General features: G+C 55.2%; 14 protein-coding genes. 8 read left to right on the plus strand and 6 right to left on the minus strand.

Going from position 1 to position 16870, the window contains the following annotated elements:
* Window positions 1-104: 104 nt before the first annotated feature.
* Window positions 105-1115, minus strand: coding sequence for a fatty acid desaturase (locus GOX63_RS18310; RefSeq protein ID WP_170327649.1), 1011 nt, complete (start codon window positions 1113-1115; stop codon window positions 105-107).
* A gap of 129 nt (window positions 1116-1244) precedes the next feature.
* Window positions 1245-2066: a class I SAM-dependent methyltransferase gene (locus GOX63_RS18315; RefSeq protein WP_170327648.1), complete on the minus strand. Its 822-nt coding sequence runs from the start codon at window positions 2064-2066 to the stop codon at window positions 1245-1247.
* Window positions 2067-2139: 73 nt separating this feature from the next.
* Here GOX63_RS18315 and GOX63_RS18320 point away from each other — a divergent pair, with 73 nt between their 5' ends.
* A complete protein-coding gene (locus tag GOX63_RS18320; protein ID WP_170327647.1) occupies window positions 2140-2907 on the plus strand; it encodes a DUF5765 domain-containing protein in 768 nt (255 codons plus the stop codon).
* A 133-nt stretch (window positions 2908-3040) separates the two neighbouring features.
* Here GOX63_RS18320 and GOX63_RS18325 read toward each other — a convergent pair whose 3' ends face one another.
* Window positions 3041-3667, minus strand: a complete 627-nt coding sequence (locus tag GOX63_RS18325) for an adenylate/guanylate cyclase domain-containing protein (protein WP_170327646.1) — start codon at window positions 3665-3667, stop codon at window positions 3041-3043.
* Between the two features lie 321 nt (window positions 3668-3988).
* Here GOX63_RS18325 and GOX63_RS18330 point away from each other — a divergent pair, with 321 nt between their 5' ends.
* The 3 genes from GOX63_RS18330 (at window position 3989) to GOX63_RS18340 (ending at window position 8173) form a co-directional block, all read left to right on the plus strand.
* Window positions 3989-4696 carry a response regulator transcription factor gene (locus GOX63_RS18330; protein WP_170327645.1) on the plus strand — a complete coding sequence of 236 codons (708 nt, stop codon included), beginning with the start codon at window positions 3989-3991 and terminating at the stop codon, window positions 4694-4696.
* Window positions 4693-6831 carry an ATP-binding protein gene (locus GOX63_RS18335; protein ID WP_170327644.1) on the plus strand — a complete coding sequence of 713 codons (2139 nt, stop codon included), beginning with the start codon at window positions 4693-4695 and terminating at the stop codon, window positions 6829-6831. The genes GOX63_RS18330 and GOX63_RS18335 overlap by 4 nt, the downstream gene beginning before the upstream one ends.
* A 343-nt stretch (window positions 6832-7174) precedes the next feature.
* Window positions 7175-8173 (plus strand): isopenicillin N synthase family dioxygenase, encoded by a 999-nt coding sequence (locus GOX63_RS18340; protein WP_170546719.1) that lies wholly within the window; start codon window positions 7175-7177, stop codon window positions 8171-8173.
* Between the two features lie 311 nt (window positions 8174-8484).
* Here the strand turns inward: GOX63_RS18340 and tcuB are convergent, their stop codons facing one another.
* From tcuB to GOX63_RS18355, 3 genes are read right to left on the minus strand one after another with little or no spacing between them, the layout of a single operon-like run.
* Window positions 8485-9552 carry a tricarballylate utilization 4Fe-4S protein TcuB gene (gene tcuB / locus GOX63_RS18345; RefSeq protein ID WP_170327642.1) on the minus strand — a complete coding sequence of 356 codons (1068 nt, stop codon included), beginning with the start codon at window positions 9550-9552 and terminating at the stop codon, window positions 8485-8487.
* Entirely contained in the window at window positions 9542-10936 is a 1395-nt protein-coding gene (gene tcuA / locus GOX63_RS18350) for an FAD-dependent tricarballylate dehydrogenase TcuA (RefSeq protein WP_170327641.1), read from the minus strand. The genes tcuB and tcuA overlap by 11 nt, the downstream gene beginning before the upstream one ends.
* Before the next feature lie 11 nt (window positions 10937-10947).
* Window positions 10948-11628: a GntR family transcriptional regulator gene (locus tag GOX63_RS18355; protein WP_170327640.1), complete on the minus strand. Its 681-nt coding sequence runs from the start codon at window positions 11626-11628 to the stop codon at window positions 10948-10950.
* 78 nt (window positions 11629-11706) lie between these two features.
* Between GOX63_RS18355 and GOX63_RS18360 the strand changes: the two genes are divergently transcribed.
* The 4 genes from GOX63_RS18360 (at window position 11707) to GOX63_RS18375 (ending at window position 16870) form a co-directional block, all read left to right on the plus strand.
* Complete coding sequence (locus GOX63_RS18360) at window positions 11707-12771, plus strand: AbrB family transcriptional regulator (protein ID WP_170546722.1); 1065 nt, start codon at window positions 11707-11709, stop codon at window positions 12769-12771.
* A 971-nt stretch (window positions 12772-13742) separates the two neighbouring features.
* Window positions 13743-14993 (plus strand): ABC transporter substrate-binding protein, encoded by a 1251-nt coding sequence (locus tag GOX63_RS18365; protein ID WP_170546725.1) that lies wholly within the window; start codon window positions 13743-13745, stop codon window positions 14991-14993.
* Between the two features lie 78 nt (window positions 14994-15071).
* The gene (locus tag GOX63_RS18370) at window positions 15072-15989 is read left to right on the plus strand and encodes a carbohydrate ABC transporter permease (RefSeq protein ID WP_170327637.1); all 918 of its coding nucleotides are present in this window, start codon (window positions 15072-15074) and stop codon (window positions 15987-15989) included.
* Window positions 15989-16870 carry a carbohydrate ABC transporter permease gene (locus GOX63_RS18375; RefSeq protein ID WP_170546728.1) on the plus strand — a complete coding sequence of 294 codons (882 nt, stop codon included), beginning with the start codon at window positions 15989-15991 and terminating at the stop codon, window positions 16868-16870. Before GOX63_RS18370 ends, GOX63_RS18375 begins: the two co-directional genes overlap by 1 nt.

Genomic DNA, 16870 nt, shown 5'->3' on the forward strand with positions numbered 1-16870 from the left:
GCTTGTGCCTTACACAGCTTTAGGGGCTTGCACGCGCTTTGTGCCGCGGGCGCCGGAACAACAGGTTTTGTGGCTTTGATGACCACCCTACGCATTCGGTGAGATTACAACTCACGTGATCGCGGTGAAGTGGTCCAACCAGAACGGATATCGTTTCGGAAAGACTGGGGGAACGGAATCATTCTGTTCGCCTCTTCATCCCAAAGCCGCCACCGCAAACATTCAATGGACTCTTTGAACCCAATGGCCGCGCTGTTCCAATCCTGGGCGATTGCCGCATTACATTCCTTCAGGCGATAGCACGGGATTTTAGCGTTGTAGTGGTGAAGATCATGAAACCCGAAATTCAAGAGCACAAAGTCGACGAGAACTCCCAGTCGCAGTGAGCTTGCGCCGTTCAATGCCGCAGCATGAGCGTTTTTTTCACCCGTGTCCCGCCAATAGGTTTCCTCAAAATTGTGGCCGACATAGACAACGAAAATACCAAAACTGCCGGCAAAGACGCTTCCGAGGATCAGGGCAAAAAATGACCACCACCCTAGGAATGTGACCACCAGAAACCAGAAGCCAAGCATTGCAATGTTCTGTAGAAGCACGTCCCGGACACTGACTTTCAACGTGTTTCTCGGCCAGCGGTATTGCACGAAATAGACCAGCAGAGGCCCAAGAAGGAACAATGTGATCGGATGCCTGTAGATGCGATAAAACAGCTTTTTGGAAATGGGCGCAGCTTCGTATTCACGCCGTGTCAAAACAAAAACCTCATGGACATCCCGGTGCTTGAGGTCCCCGAGATGCAGGTGGTGCAGATTGTGATTGTACCTCAGAACGCTGTGCGCAATGCCTGAAAAAATGGACAAGCAGTTGCCGAGTAGATTGTTCAACTTGCGATCCGAAAAATAGCTGTAATGCCCACAATCATGCTGGATTGAATAAAGCCTCAGAATCCCGGAGCCAAAAAGCAACGCACCACCAAACAGTGCCAGCCAGGATCCGGGAAAGGCGGCGGGAACGCCCAGCCCAAGCGCGACGATGACCACACTGATCGCAAGGGCTTTGCAGGCCAACCAATCGTCTGCTCGTGCAAATTCACGCGGAACTTTGATCGAGTTCATTCTTAATCGCTTGTCGAAATCTGCTAATTTGAAGGCACTTTGTCATCAACAGCCTGACCTTAGCAAGGGTCAGCCAGCTTATGGTCAATTGGAATCCCACCCACCTTGGCGCCATAACATCCCCGATTGTCACTCGGACGCGCGGCAAAACTCTAAAAACACGTAAGGCTGAAGGTTCTCGCAAGGCCCGAGGCGAAACACTTGTGTAAGGCCAAGGGTCTTTGCGGCGCGCCCAACCTTGTTGAACACTCCGATATGCTTCTGGAACACGGGATCAGTGTTGAACCGGTCGATCATCCGATCCGTTATCTCGTGACGCACACGCAATTTCAGCTGCGACCCCGACAGGTGCTGCTTGATCTGAGACAGGCGGACAAAGTTCAGGCTGTTCCAAAGGCCGTGCACCTCATAGGTGTTCTCGACCCAGTCAATGCGACGTCTGAACATTCGGCCGGTCGTTGCCTTTGAACCAACAACGGGAATGTTGAAATGCGGCTCATAGGGAAAGCCATAGTTGGGGCACAGCACCAGACACCGCCCTTTCGGTTTCAGGAACCGTGGAAGCGTATCCAGAAAGTGCCGCCAATCCGGAAGATGCTCGAGCACATTGACCAGATAGACCAAATCGTAGGCCTGTGAGGGGGCATAATCCTCGTAGGTGGACCGATGAATTCGCGTCCCCAGCCCCTGGGCATGTTGCAAAACGCCTTCCATCGTCTCGAACCCTTCGGCAAAGGGTTCGATCCCTTCCAGGTTGATATTTGGGTTCTCTTGCCCCAGCAAAGTCAACAGGATTCCGGCACCGCAGCCGATTTCAAGCGCGCGGGCACCCGACGGCAACGCCGAAATTTCAGGGGCCAGATTGTGATAATGGAACCGGGCCGCGCTGAGCCAGATGTCTTTCAGCGGAAAATCGAACCTTGCGAAATCGTCCAGAACCTCATCAATCAAAAAAGGCCTTTCTTGGCGGTTCAACGAATGCATACTGACCCCGGCATGGTAAGTTTCGGAAATTGATAGAACAATGTGTTGGAGTGGACCAGCTTCATATACTATCGCCGCAGTCGGGGTCGTCGCCACCGTAAAAGCAATACGTCAGGGCGACAGCGCTTTGCTCTGGTCGCCGCTGGTATATTTCACGGCCATCGAAGTGCTGCAGGGATACTCCTACTCGGTCGAAGGCCAGTGCGCCCTGCCCCAGAACCAGGTCGCAGCCTTGCTGGCCTATATACACATCGCGTTCCAGCCGTTGTTTACCTGTATCCTTGCGCTTTACTTCATCCCCAGCGATGTGCGCCGAATAATCATGCCGGTCGTTTTGATCGTCGGGGCGCTGACCGGAGCGTATCTGTTGATACAAATCTACCCCTTCGAGTGGGCCGGTGCGTGCAGACCCGGTCGGCTGTTGTGCAGCGACCATTTGTGCGTGAAGAAGGAAAGTTGGCATATCGGCTGGCACTTACCCTTGAATGATCTGGGAGAACGGCTGCCCGCCACGATATTCGGACGACAATACGATCTGAATTTCCCAGTCTACTTTACCGTGATGTTCATACTTCCGGCCCTGTTTGGAGCTTGGAAAGTGGCGGGCTTTCAGCTGTTGGTCGGACCGACCTTGGCCTGGGCCACGGCTTCCAGCCCCACGGAAATGCCCGCGATCTGGTGCCTGTTCTCGCTGGGGATCGTGATGATAATCGTCTTCACGCCGCTGCGGGAATTCCTGTTCGTGAAGTCCTGGCCACTATGGAACGTGCTGCGCAGGGTGAACGGTAGACATAAAAGAACACTCTAGGACCCGAACAACCCGTTCACCCGCGCATCACCATTTCTCCTCTCATCGCACTTGCGATCTGAAGGCGTTCAACTTTGAACATTCAGACCCCCCTCGAGCATTTGAAAGGCGAAAACCCAAACCGACACTCGCCCTAAGCCGTGTCTTCCTCAGCCAGTTGGTAAAGAACCCATTCTTCTGACAGCCCCTTCAATGTCTTTGGCCCTACTTTGGAAAATTCCAGACCTGACCCAAGAACCAGGTCGCGGACAGTGCTGGACACCCAGACATGCCCGCCCGGTGTGAGGCTGAGAACACGGGCCGCAATTGCAATCGCAATCCCTGTTACGTCGTTCACAGTTCGCAGGCATTCGCCCGCGTGAACCCCGGTGCGGATCTTGAGGCCCGATTTTTTGGCCTCGGCCTGAAACTCGCGGGCACATGCGATTGCGGCGCTGGGTCTTGGGAATGCTGCCAGCAGCCCATCGCCCATCAGCTTGATAAGCGAGCCATCGTGCCTGGCAACCGTCCGGATCGCGGCTGCATCAAGACAATCCATGATGTCCCGCCATTTCGCGTCGCCAAGGCGTGCGATTATTTCGGTCGAGTTCACAACGTCAGTCATCATGATCGTGATCAGAAGACTGTCGTTTTCACTGTCGTCTGCGTTGCGCGAAATGTTCTCTTGGAAGGTCTGGTCGATCAGGTTGCCCTGATCCGACTGGGCCTTGGCAGGCCGGGTCGGGAATCTCTTTACAACCGCCGGATCGTCTCTGGTCATGTCGAGAACACCCATAGAACCAAGGTTCTTCCAGGGGCTCAGCGGTTCAGGCATTTCGGGATAATCAACAGGTTCAATAATTGAAAACGATGTGTTCAGCATTTGTGCACCACCAAATAAGGTATTTGCACCGCAGGCTACTTGCATATTGTCAACAAGCCGCAACGCAAATGTTAATGAGATATTAACAGCGGCTGGTTTAGCGCACGCTAGGCTTGTGCCTTACGGGATACATATTCCAAAAAGGGGTTAGAGCACAGTGAGCCGCGACGTCCATTCATGTGAAATCGCGTATCGAAATACAGTGTCGGGGACTGGAACTTGAAAAAGCTGAATGTACTGTTGGTAGAAGATGACCCGTCACTGCTTGCTTTGACGTCCGCACTTCTCAGACCTCATTTCAGTGTCCTGCAGGCCTCGAACGTGGCAGAGGCCCGCGCGGTCCTTGCCTCAAAACCTGTTGATATTGCTCTGCTCGATCTGGGTCTGCCAGACGAAGACGGGCTGGTTCTGGCCCGTTCGATGCGTGCCAAATCGGCCCATCCCCCCATCATTTTTGTGTCCTCCAGAGATAGCGCCAGCGACAAGATCAGCGGGTTGGACATTGGGGGCGACGACTACCTCACCAAACCTTTTGATCCTGATGAGCTTTTGTCCCGCATCAACGCGGTTTTGCGGCGGACGAACGCCCATGCGTCGGCCCCGCGCCGGGAGACCCGGGTGCGCCTTGGCGAAGTGGAAATTGACCTCGACACAAGGCAAGTTTGGAACGAACGGCTGGAAACAACACCATTTACACGCGCTGAATTCGATGTGTTGATGGCGATCGTCAATGCGAACGGGCGGGTGTTGTCCCGCGCGGTTCTGTTGGACGCGGTTGCCCTGTCGCCGGATCATGACGCCGGCGAGCGCACAATCGACGCATTGGTCGCGAAAATCCGTAAAAAGCTGTCCAGCGGACAAGATGGACCCAAGATCATCTCAACTGTCCATGGCGTCGGCTATCGGCTGGGGCTAGTGCGAAGTTGAAAGCCCGCGCCTACATATATGACGAACCCATCAATGCGGTCACCCAGAACTTCGTTGATAAGACCGTCGAGGGCAAATACCGCGAGTGGTATTTCGAATCCACGCGCGGCCAATTCAGGACGGCTTTGTTGTTCGGGGCGTCCTTCTATGTCGTTTACGCCTTTCTTGAAGTCTTTGTACTGAACGGGCGATCATTCTCGGGACAGGATTTGGCTGTCTGGGGGGCCAGACTGTTCATCATCTCGTTTATCTTTGGACTTTTCTTTTTCTCTCACAAGCTTCCGGCTCGCACGCTGCCCATCATCATTTCGGTTGGTTGGACCATGATGTACCTGGCGATCTGGGCCGCGTTTGCGTTTTCGGGCGACCATGCGTCCAAAGATTTCCTGTACCGCTTTGCTTTGATCAGTTTGGCGGGAACAGTTTTTCTGCCTTTTGTGTTTTCTCACTCGGCAGCGCTGCAACTTATGCTTTTCATCCCGGTCTCCTACTATCTGGTGTTTGATAATTCCGGCAGCGGTATCGACACCTGGATCGGCCCTTCCTTTGTCCTGTGCTCGACTGTTCTGATTGGCCTTTATGCCAAGTTTTTCTCGGAAAGGACGTTGCGGGCAAACTTTGTGCAAAGCGTCTATCTTGAAAAAGCGCGCAATGACGCGGAAAAAGCAAATGAAGCAAAATCGCAGTTTCTGGCAACCGCGAGCCATGAGCTTCGCACACCGCTGAACGGCATCGTCGGGAACATCCGGCTGATCAAGCTGATGCCGCAAGACCGCGCGTCGCTGGATCAGCGGCTGGACGAAATCGAACGCTCGAGCCTGGCGATGAGAAATCTCATCGACGACGTTCTGAACATCGCAAGGCTGGAAGAAAAGGCCGAAGATCACGAATTTCAGACCTTCAACCTGTCCGAAATCCTTCAGGACCTTGAGGCCGTTCTGCGCCCGCTGGCCCGTTCGAAAAACCTGCAACTAATCATCCCTCAGTTCGACGATGGGGTTTACCTCAGCGGCAATAGCGGACATCTGAGGCACATCTTGCTGAACCTTCTGGGCAATGCGGTGAAATTCACCCATGAGGGCTCGGTGACCTTGTCGTTCGAGCAATCGAAACAGTCCGTTGCCTTCACGGTCAGCGACACCGGGATCGGGGTGCCCGAGGATCAGGTAGCCAGCATATTCGAACCCTTCACGCAGGCATCGAACATTGACTCCCGCAAAATAGGGGGAACCGGGCTGGGGCTTTCGATCGTGCGCGGGCTTGTGACCTCACTGGAAGGGCAAGTGTCCGTCAAAAGCAGCCTGGGTGAAGGCACGGTTTTCCGGGTGGTAGTCCCGTTCCAGGCCGCCCCGGCGCCGTCGCCCCAATCCGATGCCGCAGGACTGGCCGTTACTGTGGGCAAGCAACAGAACGTTCTGATTGTCGAAGACGATCCCACCAGCATGGAGATTCTCAAAAGCCTGTTGGAGCGGGATGGGCATGAGGTCACCGCCGCAGCCAACGGCCGTGATGCAAAAGAACTGTTCCGACCAGATGACGTTGATTGCATTCTGACAGATATCCGCCTTCCCGATACGACGGGCGTTCAACTCGCGCGCGACCTCAAAGGGATTGCCAAGGCCAAGCGCCCCGAAAAGACCATCGCGACCATCGCCGTGACAGCAAACGTGATGCCCGAAGACCTTGATGAGTATACGGCAGCAGGGTTCGACGCCGTCGTCTCCAAGCCGCTGGACGAACGTGTTCTGTACGGCGCGATCCGGGCGTCGATAGATAAACACCCCTCGGACAAGCCATTCGTGTCCAAAGGGTCAGAAGCCACCAAGGCGCGCCTGAGCAAGTTCCTGAGTGGCGAAGAAATGGAACAGGTCTTTCTGGCCTTCAGAGACTCACTGGAAGATTGCCACACGCAGCTGAAGAAAGCGCAGAAGCAGGGGGATCGGGATCGGATCGAGTTCCTTGTACATCGAGTATCCGGCAGCGTTTCGAGCTTTGGCGAAAATGAACTTGCCAACATGGCAAAATCTGTCGAAGCACTTTTGCAGTCTGGCACTGAAAACTATGGCGCCGAGTTGAAAGAGCTGATTGATTCTTGTGGCACCGTGTTGAAGAGCCTCAAAAAACGAACGGCTTGACCGGTTGGGTCTCGATAGTCGCCCCTTCCGGTCGGAGTTAGAGCGCGACAAGGCGCGCTCAGCCTTAGGGTCGCCACATTAGGTGTTGTATACTAAAGCGTACTACAATCGTGAGCGCGCACCTCAGAAAAGAAAATCCTCAAACTTTGCTAGTTATTGTATATTTTATTGACAGTTTTAGAGCCTTTTATGTGCCCTTGGAACAATAACAGGAAGCGGGGCACGAACATTAGGATGAATTCTATTCATCTCACTTCGAAATTTTGAAATATTGAAAAAGGGCCGACCCCTGTCAGATTGCACGTGCAATCAGGCCTCTCTCAGGATGGAAAAGAGAACCCCAATGGCACAAGATCTCGTTGCTCAACTGGATGACAAGCTGCGTGCAAAGCGTGAATCCTTCGACAAACTCCCTGTGATCGACATCGCTCCGTTGCTGGACGGCAGCGACAAACACAAGGTAGCGAAGGAAATTCGCTGGGCACTGTCGAACGCCGGCTTCATGTATGTGAAGAACCACGGCATTGCGCAGGACTTCGTCGATCAGGTCTTCGACGTCACGCGCCGCTTTTTCGACCTGCCGCTGGAAGACAAGATGAAGCTGCATGTCAGCAACTCGGACGTGGCGCTTCGCGGCTATATCGAACCCTACGGAGAAAACACCGACCCGACCAAGACCAAAGACCTGAAAGAGTGTTTCGACATTGGGCCCGAGCGTGAAACATTAGAGGGCCCGTTCTTCGGCCCCAATCAATGGACGGATGCACTGCCTAAATTTCAGGAATTGATTTACGGCTATCACCAGAAGATGGTCGCGTTGTCGAAACAGTTGCTGGGCGGTATCGCCTTGAGCCTGGACCTGCCGGAAACCCACTTCGAAAGCCTGATGCAAAACCCGATCAGCATCCAACGCCTGCTGCACTACCCACCGCAAAACGGCATGATTGACGAAAAGATTATCGGTATCGGTGCACACACCGATTATGGAAACCTGACCATTCTGGCTCAGGACGACGTCGGTGGTCTTCAGGTGATGAACCGCGAAGGCAACTGGGTCGAGGGATCTCCGATCCCCGGAACTTTCGTGATCAATATCGGAGACCTAATCCAACGTCTGACCAATGATGTCTATCTGGCCAACATGCATCGGGTCATCAACACATCGGGTCGCGAACGCTATTCGATCCCGTTCTTCATTGATGCAGACTATGATGCGGTGTTCACGCCCCTGGACACATGTATCTCGGACGAAAATCCGCGCCGCTATGAGGGCGTCACATGCGGGGCACATAAGTTCGGACGCTTCGCGGCCAGCTACGCGCATCTGAAAGCAGCCGTCTAAACGACAGGTTTCGAACAACAGCGGTAGAGCAAAGGGGCGGAAAGGCATCGGTAACGCAGTCATCCGTTCCCTGGTCCGTTTTTCGCGAACAGACCTTGAACTGGCGGTCATCCCGACTTCCAAGCCCACAATTCGCCGAAAACTTGGGATCGTAACTTTTCGGGGACGATCCCAATCACCCACGGCCGAGGAGCTTCGCAAGGTTGCGGTGTCTGTCACGATTGGGCTTTTTGCAAGGGCTGAGCTGGAAACAAACAATCGACGCCCTTTGAGGCATCGATTGCAAGCCATTCAACGGTGTCGCAATTAACCTAAGCGCCCCGCTTCCTTTGAGCATCCCGGACAAGAGCGGCCATACGATAAAACCCATGCGCCATTTTAGTATACGGCATCAGCAGGAAGAATGTCAGAACCGAACCAAGATGGACGGCAAGAAGCGCAGGCATCAGGGCCGTTGATCCGAGGGCATAAAGGATCAACCCGCTTAGCCCAACAAAGCCAAGCAACAGGATGAAGCCGATATCCCCGCCCCATGCCGACGGGTCGCCGAGGTCGCGGTCGGACTTTTGTTTAAGCATAGCCATCGCACCGCATCCGACCGTCAACAGAATGCCACCGGAAATTCCGAACAGTTTGGGCAAAGACCAAAACCCGTAAGGTGCGTGCATCCCGAAACCATAATGCATGATCGTCGCTACCGATGTGGACGCAAAGCACAGCAGGAACCCATACATGATGGCCTGATGAATGTGACGTCGACCCTGACTGAACCGATCTTCATCCTCGAAATTGCAACCCTCGCCATGGCCTGCGGCGAGATCCTGCATCCTGCCGGCGCGGTTGAAGGCTGTCACCAGATCAGCCTTTCGGATGGGTTTGCCGCCAACTTCGACCCAATAACGCCTTAGGCTGATGGCTATGCTAAAGAGCGGCAGTAAGAATGCCGGAGCAAAGATCGCGACCATCGCATTGTGCGACAGAACGGCGTAGAACCCCTCCCCTCCGCTGGAACCGACGGCGCGTATTGCCCAGAACAGCAGTGCAAATCCGATCACAAGCGCCAGCGCTATAGCTCCACCTTGAGTGTGGAACCGGCGCGCCAGCGGCTGCGGCCATGCGAAACTTTCCCAACTGTCCCGCCGCACCTCGGCCAGAGCTTTCGGAAAGTTGAGGTCAAACTCGTGCGGAGCCGTATACTGACAGGCGTAATAGCAACCCCGGCAGTTGTGGCACAGGTTAGCCAATTGCGTGATGTCCCCATCGGAAAACGCGCGTTCGGCGTGCAACGACGGAAAGACCGAGCAATAGCCCTCGCAATACCGGCAGGCGTTGCAGATCTCTGCCTGACGGCGGGCTTCTTGAATAAGATCAGTTTGCATAAGCGGCGGCCTCACGTCCTGCGATGCGTCCAAAAACGGTTCCAATGGTCATGCCGAAACCGGCCAGGTAGCCTTGCCCCAGGATCGACCCGGCCATGGTCTCGCCGGCCGCCCATAGGTTCTTGATCTTGCCGTTAGGGGTCGAGCACTGCGCTGTGTCGTCAACTTTCAGCCCGAGGTAGGTGAAGGTCACACCGGTGCGCAGCGAGTAGCCATAGAAGGGCGGTTCGGTGATTGGGCGGGCCCAGTTGGTCTTGGGCGGCGTGATGCCCGAGGTCGCGACCGCGTCCAGTTCAGTCGGGTGAAAGCCACTGGTGTCGCCGCAGGCCGCATTGAACTCGCTGACCGTTGCGGTCAGCTTGTCCGCAGGCAGACCCATCATCTCTGCCAATTCTTCCAACGTATCTGCCTTCAGCGGCGGGAATACGGAGGGCATGAACAGGTTCAGCGACTTGGCATCAATGATCACATAGCCCACCTGTTCTGGCTGGGCAGCGACCAGACGACCCCAGATCGCATACCGCTTGGGCCAAACATCCTCGCCCTCGTCATAGAACCGCTCGGCATTCTTGTTCACGACGATTGAAAACGGCACACAATCCAGACGGGTGACGATGCCGCCATCGAATTTCGGCGCGCGCCCGTCGATGGCGACCGCGTGGCATTGGGTCGGGTCGCCAACGCTTTCGACGCCTTGATCCAAAAGGTCGGCCAGGACCACACCCCGGTTGTAAGGCGTACCCCGGATCAGGAAGTTCTTTGCAGGCTCACCCCATGCCCGGGTCAGCCAGTCCGTATCGGCCTGAAACCCGCCCGAGGCGACAATGACCGCTTTCGGAGTGATGCGATGAGACTGACCTTCAAAGGTGTAATCAACCCACTCGATCTGGTCGCCGTTCAATTCCAGATGCGTAACCGCGGCCTCATACAGCACATCAACGCCCAGGGCCGCCGCAGTTCTGTAATACGCGTTCACCAACGACTTGCCGCCCCCCATGAAAAAGGCATTGGTCCGCGCCAGCGACAATGTCCCTGAAAGCGATGGCTGGAACCGAACTCCGTGTTCTTCCATCCACGGCAGGCATTCCTCTGACGTGCGGATCGCCAGGCGCGCCAAATGCTCGTCGGTTTTGCCGCCGGTGACCTTGAGCAGGTCCGACAGGTACTCGTCTTCGCTATATTCCTCGATCAACGGGCCCAGAGGAGATGCGTGCATGCACCGAAAGTTGCGCGTGTGGCGCGAGTTTCCACCACGGTAAGGTTTCGGTGCCGTTTCGAGGATCAGAACGCGGGCGCCTGCCTTGGCGGCGGTCATCGCGGCACAGAGCGCAGCATTGCCGCCGCCAATGACAACGATATCGCAAGCTTCCTTTTGGGTGGCCATAACCTGTCTACCTATTGGTGTTCGTCGATTGAGCGGTCGCGTTCCTGCAAGGCGCGAATTCGCATCCTTTGTGCAGCTTGAATATGCGCGCGCATTTCCGTCTCGGCCGCAGAACCGTCACGGGCTTTCAAAGCGGCCATGATGCGCCGATGCTCTGCCACTGCGGCCTCGGATCGCTCGCTGTCTAGCAGTTGCGAAGGTCCAAGGATCAACAGTGCCTTTTGCAGGGACAACATGGATTTCGCCAGAAACCGGTTCTTGGCGGCATCCAGAAGCGTTGCATGAAAAACCCTGTTGATTTGGGCCGCATCGGGGCCGGTACCGGCCTCGGCCAGGCGGTCATTCAATATGTCCAACTCATCCAGTTCCACATCCGACGCCGCACGCGCCGCCAGCCGCGCAGCGGTCCCCTCAAGAACAGCACGCATCTCATAAAGCTCCATGATCTCCGCATAATCCAAACTGCGAACGGTCGCGCCCTGCCGCGGAATGTGGGTGACCAACCCGTCAGCCTCCAACTGCCGTATCGCCTCGCGGATAGGAGTCCGGCTGACACTCAGCCGCTCGGAGAGCTCAGTCTCGCGCAGGCGTTCACCAGGCAGAAGGGTACCTTCGCGAATCTCATCCAAAAGGCGTTGATACGCGGATTGGCCTTGCGGGCCGGGCTGTAAGGGGTCGTCCTGAACCGTCATCACACACTCGCTTGTCTTCTTGCATCCAATTGCATACACTTGGATACATAGCGAGTCAACAACGCTGGAATACGTGCCTTGCCCACCCGGACCAATACACTCTCATCACTGACCAAGCGGGCCGTCACACTGGGCCTCGCACTTCTGGGCACCGGGGTGTTCTGGGCATTGGGTCTGCCGCTGCCCTTTCTGTTCGGCCCGATGAGCGCATGTTTGATTGCAGCCTTAGCTCATGCCCCTATGGAAGGGCTTGGTCAGGTCTCGGTTGCGGCACGCACCATACTGGGCGTGGCGGTGGGGGCGTCGATTACCCCGGCCCTGTTTGTAGAATTGCCAAAAATGGCGGCGTCGATTGCGCTGATCCCATTTTTTATTCTGCTAATCGCGCTGGTCGGAGTGCCATTCTTCCGCAAGGTCTGGGGCTTTGACGCCACAACGGCCTTCTACGCAGCCATGCCCGGAGGATTACAGGATATGATCATCTTCGGCACTGAGGCTGGCGCCAATCCGCGAACCTTGTCTCTGATCCACGGCACGCGTGTTCTGATCATCGTGACGCTGGCCCCGCTGTTTTTGACCGTGTTTTACGACGCCCAGCTCACCAACCCGATCGGAGAACCCGCGCGAGACCTACCGATACATGAATTGGCACTGATGGTTCTGGCCGCCTTTATCGGCTGGAAAGGCGGCGAGCGGATCGGATTATTCGGGGCGTCTATCCTTGGCCCGATGATCCTGACGGCGGCGCTGTCACTGGGCGATTTCATTCACACCCGCCCACCGCGCGAAGCGATATTGGCGGCACAATTTTTCATTGGTTGCGGAATCGGTGTGAAATTTGTTGGCGTCACGTGGGTCGAATTGCGCCGGGTTGTAGCTGCGGGTTTCGCCTACGTCATTGTCCTCGCCCTGCTGGCAGCCGCCTTCACCGCCGTTGTCACCACGTTGGGCTTTGGTCAGCCGATCGAGGCTTTCCTTGCTTTCGCCCCCGGCGGGCAGGCCGAAATGACGGTTTTGGCCATCGTTTCGGGCGCGGATCTTGGCTTTGTTATCACCCACCACCTGACGCGGATCGTTCTGGTAATCATCGGCGCACCCATCGTTGCCAACCTTATTGTCAGGTGGTCCAGATCCCGGGACTGATCATGTGGATCGGGGCGGCGCCATTGTAAGCATTCCATCTGACCAGAAATCACAACAAGCGATATGTAGAACCCGTCCCTACCCGTATGGCCACTTACTGTTGTCTCGCCTCAAATTCTGAATACTGAAATTACCCCGAGTGGACCTGATTGCCGGCAAGACCCCAAACGCCAATTGGTGCGTGAATTTTCTCAGCTTTTGAATGTCTCTCCGCCGCGTTGCGCGCACGGAATTGCGGTCGCGGTATAGGTCTTTTGGGGGTCTGGCAGATTAACTTCCAAGCAGTACCGATCCTTACCGCCCTTACAGCTACATAGACGGCAGAGAAGATGTGTTTCCTAACATTCTGAAAGCTGCTTGCTTAATAACAGTAACGTAGAACACAAGCTTAACCGAGAAGGCCTACCAGCTTCCGAAACGCCAAAATCGCTCGTGCGTTTCACCCGGAAATGCTTCTTCAAAAATTCCGCGTTCACTACGCTTCTCAACTGTGGGCGCCTTCATCGTGTACAGCGGTTAAAATCCCTCTCCAGTCTCACAGACATAAAAATGGGCTTGTTTGATCGATCGACGGAGTTCTGAAGCGTCCGCAAGAAAGTGAGAAATTTTACTCTGGCATCGAAGCCAAACGGTTGAACATTACCATCGATCCCATCGGATAGAACTGCAAAACCAACAGATTTGCCGACTCATTCCTGGTTCAACCAGTCATATTTGATGAGGAGACGCTGAACGTCTGGATATCAATCTCGATAGTATTTTGCGGATCAAATTTAGCAGGAAATCAAATCTAATGCTTTGATAATATTTAGAAATAAGTTTTCTTATCTCCCGAAACCTGCTCACCACATAGGTTTGAGAAATTTGGCAGGTGAGTGCCTCATGAGATATGTTTTCTTGACTCAATTAAACCTTGCATCGATATTATCAAGTAACCACTCGGTTACAACAATGCCATTAGGGAGGAAGGCATGAACAAAGTAATCCGGACATTAAAACTCACGACAGCGGCCGCTGCGTTTTCCGTTTCGGCTGCGTACGCCGAAGATGTGGAAGTGCTGCACTGGTGGACTTCGGGCGGCGAGGCAGCAGCGCTGAATGTGCTAAAACAAGATTTGGAAACCCAAGGAATTGGTTGGCAGGACATGCCGGTTGCAGGTGGCGGCGGCACCGAAGCCATGACCGTTCTGCGTGCCAGGGTCACGGCTGGTGATCCGCCCACAGCGGTTCAGGCGCTGGGTTTCGACATTCTGGACTGGGGCAACCAAGGCGCGTTGGCAAATCTCAACGATCTGGCTGCCCAGGAAGGTTGGGATGAGGTTGTGCCCGAAGCACTGCAATTTTTTGCCAAAGTCGATGGCAAATGGATTTCAGCACCCGTCAATGTGCATTCGACCAACTGGGTCTGGGCCAACAAATCCGTGCTTGACGCCAACGGAATTGCAGTGCCTGAAACCTGGGAAGATTTTGTAGCCGCAGTTGAAACCCTCAAAGCGGCAGGCATCACGCCGATCGCACATGGTGGCCAAGCCTGGCAGGATGCGACCGTGTTCGATGCAGTCGCCATGTCCGCAGGCGGGCCAGAATTCTACAAAGCTGCCTTCATCGACCTTGATGAAGAGACGCTGGGCTCGGACACCATGAAAGAGGCCTTTGACCGGATGGCATTCATTCGCGACAACGTTGATGACAACTTCTCGGGCCGCGACTGGAACCTGGCGACGGCGATGGTCATCAATGGAGAAGCCGGTTTCCAGATGATGGGTGACTGGGCGAAGGGTGAATTTCTGAATGCTGGCAAGGTCCCGGGCGAAGACTTCCTGTGCTTCCGTTTCCCGGGTACTCAGGATCAGGTCACATTTAATGCGGACCAGTTCATGATGTTCGATCAGGGTGGCACCGTTTCGCAAGAGCAGGCCGCACTGGCCAGCGCGATCCTGTCACCGTCCTTCCAAATCGCGTTCAACAAGGTGAAGGGATCGGTCCCTGCCCGTACGGACGTGGACGGAAGCGAACTGGACGCATGTGGACAGCAGGGCATGAAGGATCTCGCGGCGGCGGCATCTTCGGGCAACCTGTTTGGCTCGATGGCGCATGGTCATGCGGCTCCGGCATCGGTGAAAAATGCGGTCTATGACGTGGTCACGGCGCATTTCAACGGCGAATATGACAGCGAAACAGCTGTGCTGGAACTGGTCGACGCGGTGTCGATCGCCAAGTGATCCATTGCGCGGGGCGGTCGATTCCTGTCGCCCCGCACTGCTTTGAAATTCAAGTAACCTGCTCTCAGGAGAGTTGCCATGTCCACGGCTGCCGAGGCGGACTTCAAAACCCGTCTACAGAACTGGATTCCCAAGCTAGTCCTGTCGCCATCTCTGGCAATGGTCCTGATATTTGTCTACGGATTCATACTGTTCACGGTCTATGTGTCGTTCACGGACAGCCGTATCCTGCCGTTCGTCGACAAGGACGGGCAGCGGACCTTCGATCTGATCGGACTGGCGAACTACGAGAAACTATTCAAACTGTCCCATTGGGAAATCGCGTTGACCAACATGGCCGTTTTTGCCGGCCTGTACATCGTTGTCTGCACGCTCATCGGCCTGACACTGGCCATCCTGCTGGATCAGAAGATCAGAGGCGAAGGGTTTTTACGGCCGCTTTACCTCTATCCCATGGCGTTGAGCTTTATCGTGACCGGCACAGCGTGGAAATGGTTTCTGGACCCAGGCATCGGGCTTGAAAACATCGTGCAGGCCTGGGGGTGGGAAAATTTCGAATTCGACTGGATCAAGAACCGAGACTTCGCGATCTACACCGTTGTTCTTGCGGCCGTCTGGCAGACCTCGGGCTTTGTCATGGCCATGTTTCTGGCGGGGCTGCGCGGGATCGACAATGAAATCCTGAAGGCCGCACAAATGGATGGGGCGTCAAACTGGAACCTCTACCGCCGTATCATCATCCCGCAACTCAGGCCCGCCTTTCTTTCGGCGTTCGTGATCCTTGCTCATCTGGCAATCAAGACATTCGACCTGGTCATTGCAATGACCGGGGGCGGTCCCGGCAGGGCGACCGAACTGCCTGCCACGTTCATGTATTCCTACACGTTCAGCCGCAACCAAATGGGGATCGGTGCGTCTTCGGCCGTGATTATGCTGATCACGATTGCGGCGATCATGATCCCCTACCTGTACGCCGAGTTGAAGGAGAAGAAGTGATGGCTGTTGCAAGCTCTGATACCGCCATCCGCACCGGTCGCTTCACCCGCACACTAATCTACGTGGTGCTGCTCCTATTCGTGCTGTTCTACATACTGCCACTGTACATCATGATCGTGAATTCAGTGAAACCGCTTTCTGAAATCACCGGCGGTGGCATGATGTCTCTTCCAAGCGCCTTCACGATTGAGCCTTGGGCAAAAGCCTGGTCCACCGCCCAAGTCGGGGTCGAACCGACAGGGCTTCGCCCCTATTTCTGGAATTCGATTTCGATGGTTGTTCCGGCCGTTGCCATTTCCACGGTGCTTGGGGCGTTGAACGGTTACATTCTGACCAAATGGAGGTTCCGCGGCGACACCATCCTGTTTGGGCTGATGTTGTTTTCGTGCTTCATCCCGTTCCAAATCGTCCTGATACCCATGGCTGCAATCCTCGGCGTTCTGGGTCTTTCCGGCACAACTGCGGGGCTGGTTCTGGTTCACGTGGTTTATGGCGTGGGCTTTTCGACCCTGTACTTCCGAAACTACTATGCAGCGTTCCCAACCGAGCTGGTTCGGGCCGCACAAATCGATGGCGCCGGTTTCTTCCAGATCTTCTGGCGCATCCTTCTGCCATCCTCGGGCCCGATCATCGTGGTCTGCGTGATCTGGCAGTTCACCAACATATGGAACGACTTCCTGTTCGGTGCCTCCTTCGCCTCGGGCAATGGCGCGCCAATGACAGTCGCCCTGAACAACCTTGTGCAAAGCTCGACCGGCGTAAAGGAATACAACGTCCATTTTGCCGGTGCGATCCTTGCCGCAATGCCAACCTTGCTCGTCTACATCGTGGCCGGACGCTATTTCGTGCGCGGCCTGATGGCGGGCTCTGTTAAGGGGTAA

Source organism: Ruegeria arenilitoris (assembly GCF_013031355.1).
In the GTDB taxonomy this organism is placed as follows: Bacteria; Pseudomonadota; Alphaproteobacteria; order Rhodobacterales; family Rhodobacteraceae; genus Ruegeria; species Ruegeria arenilitoris_C.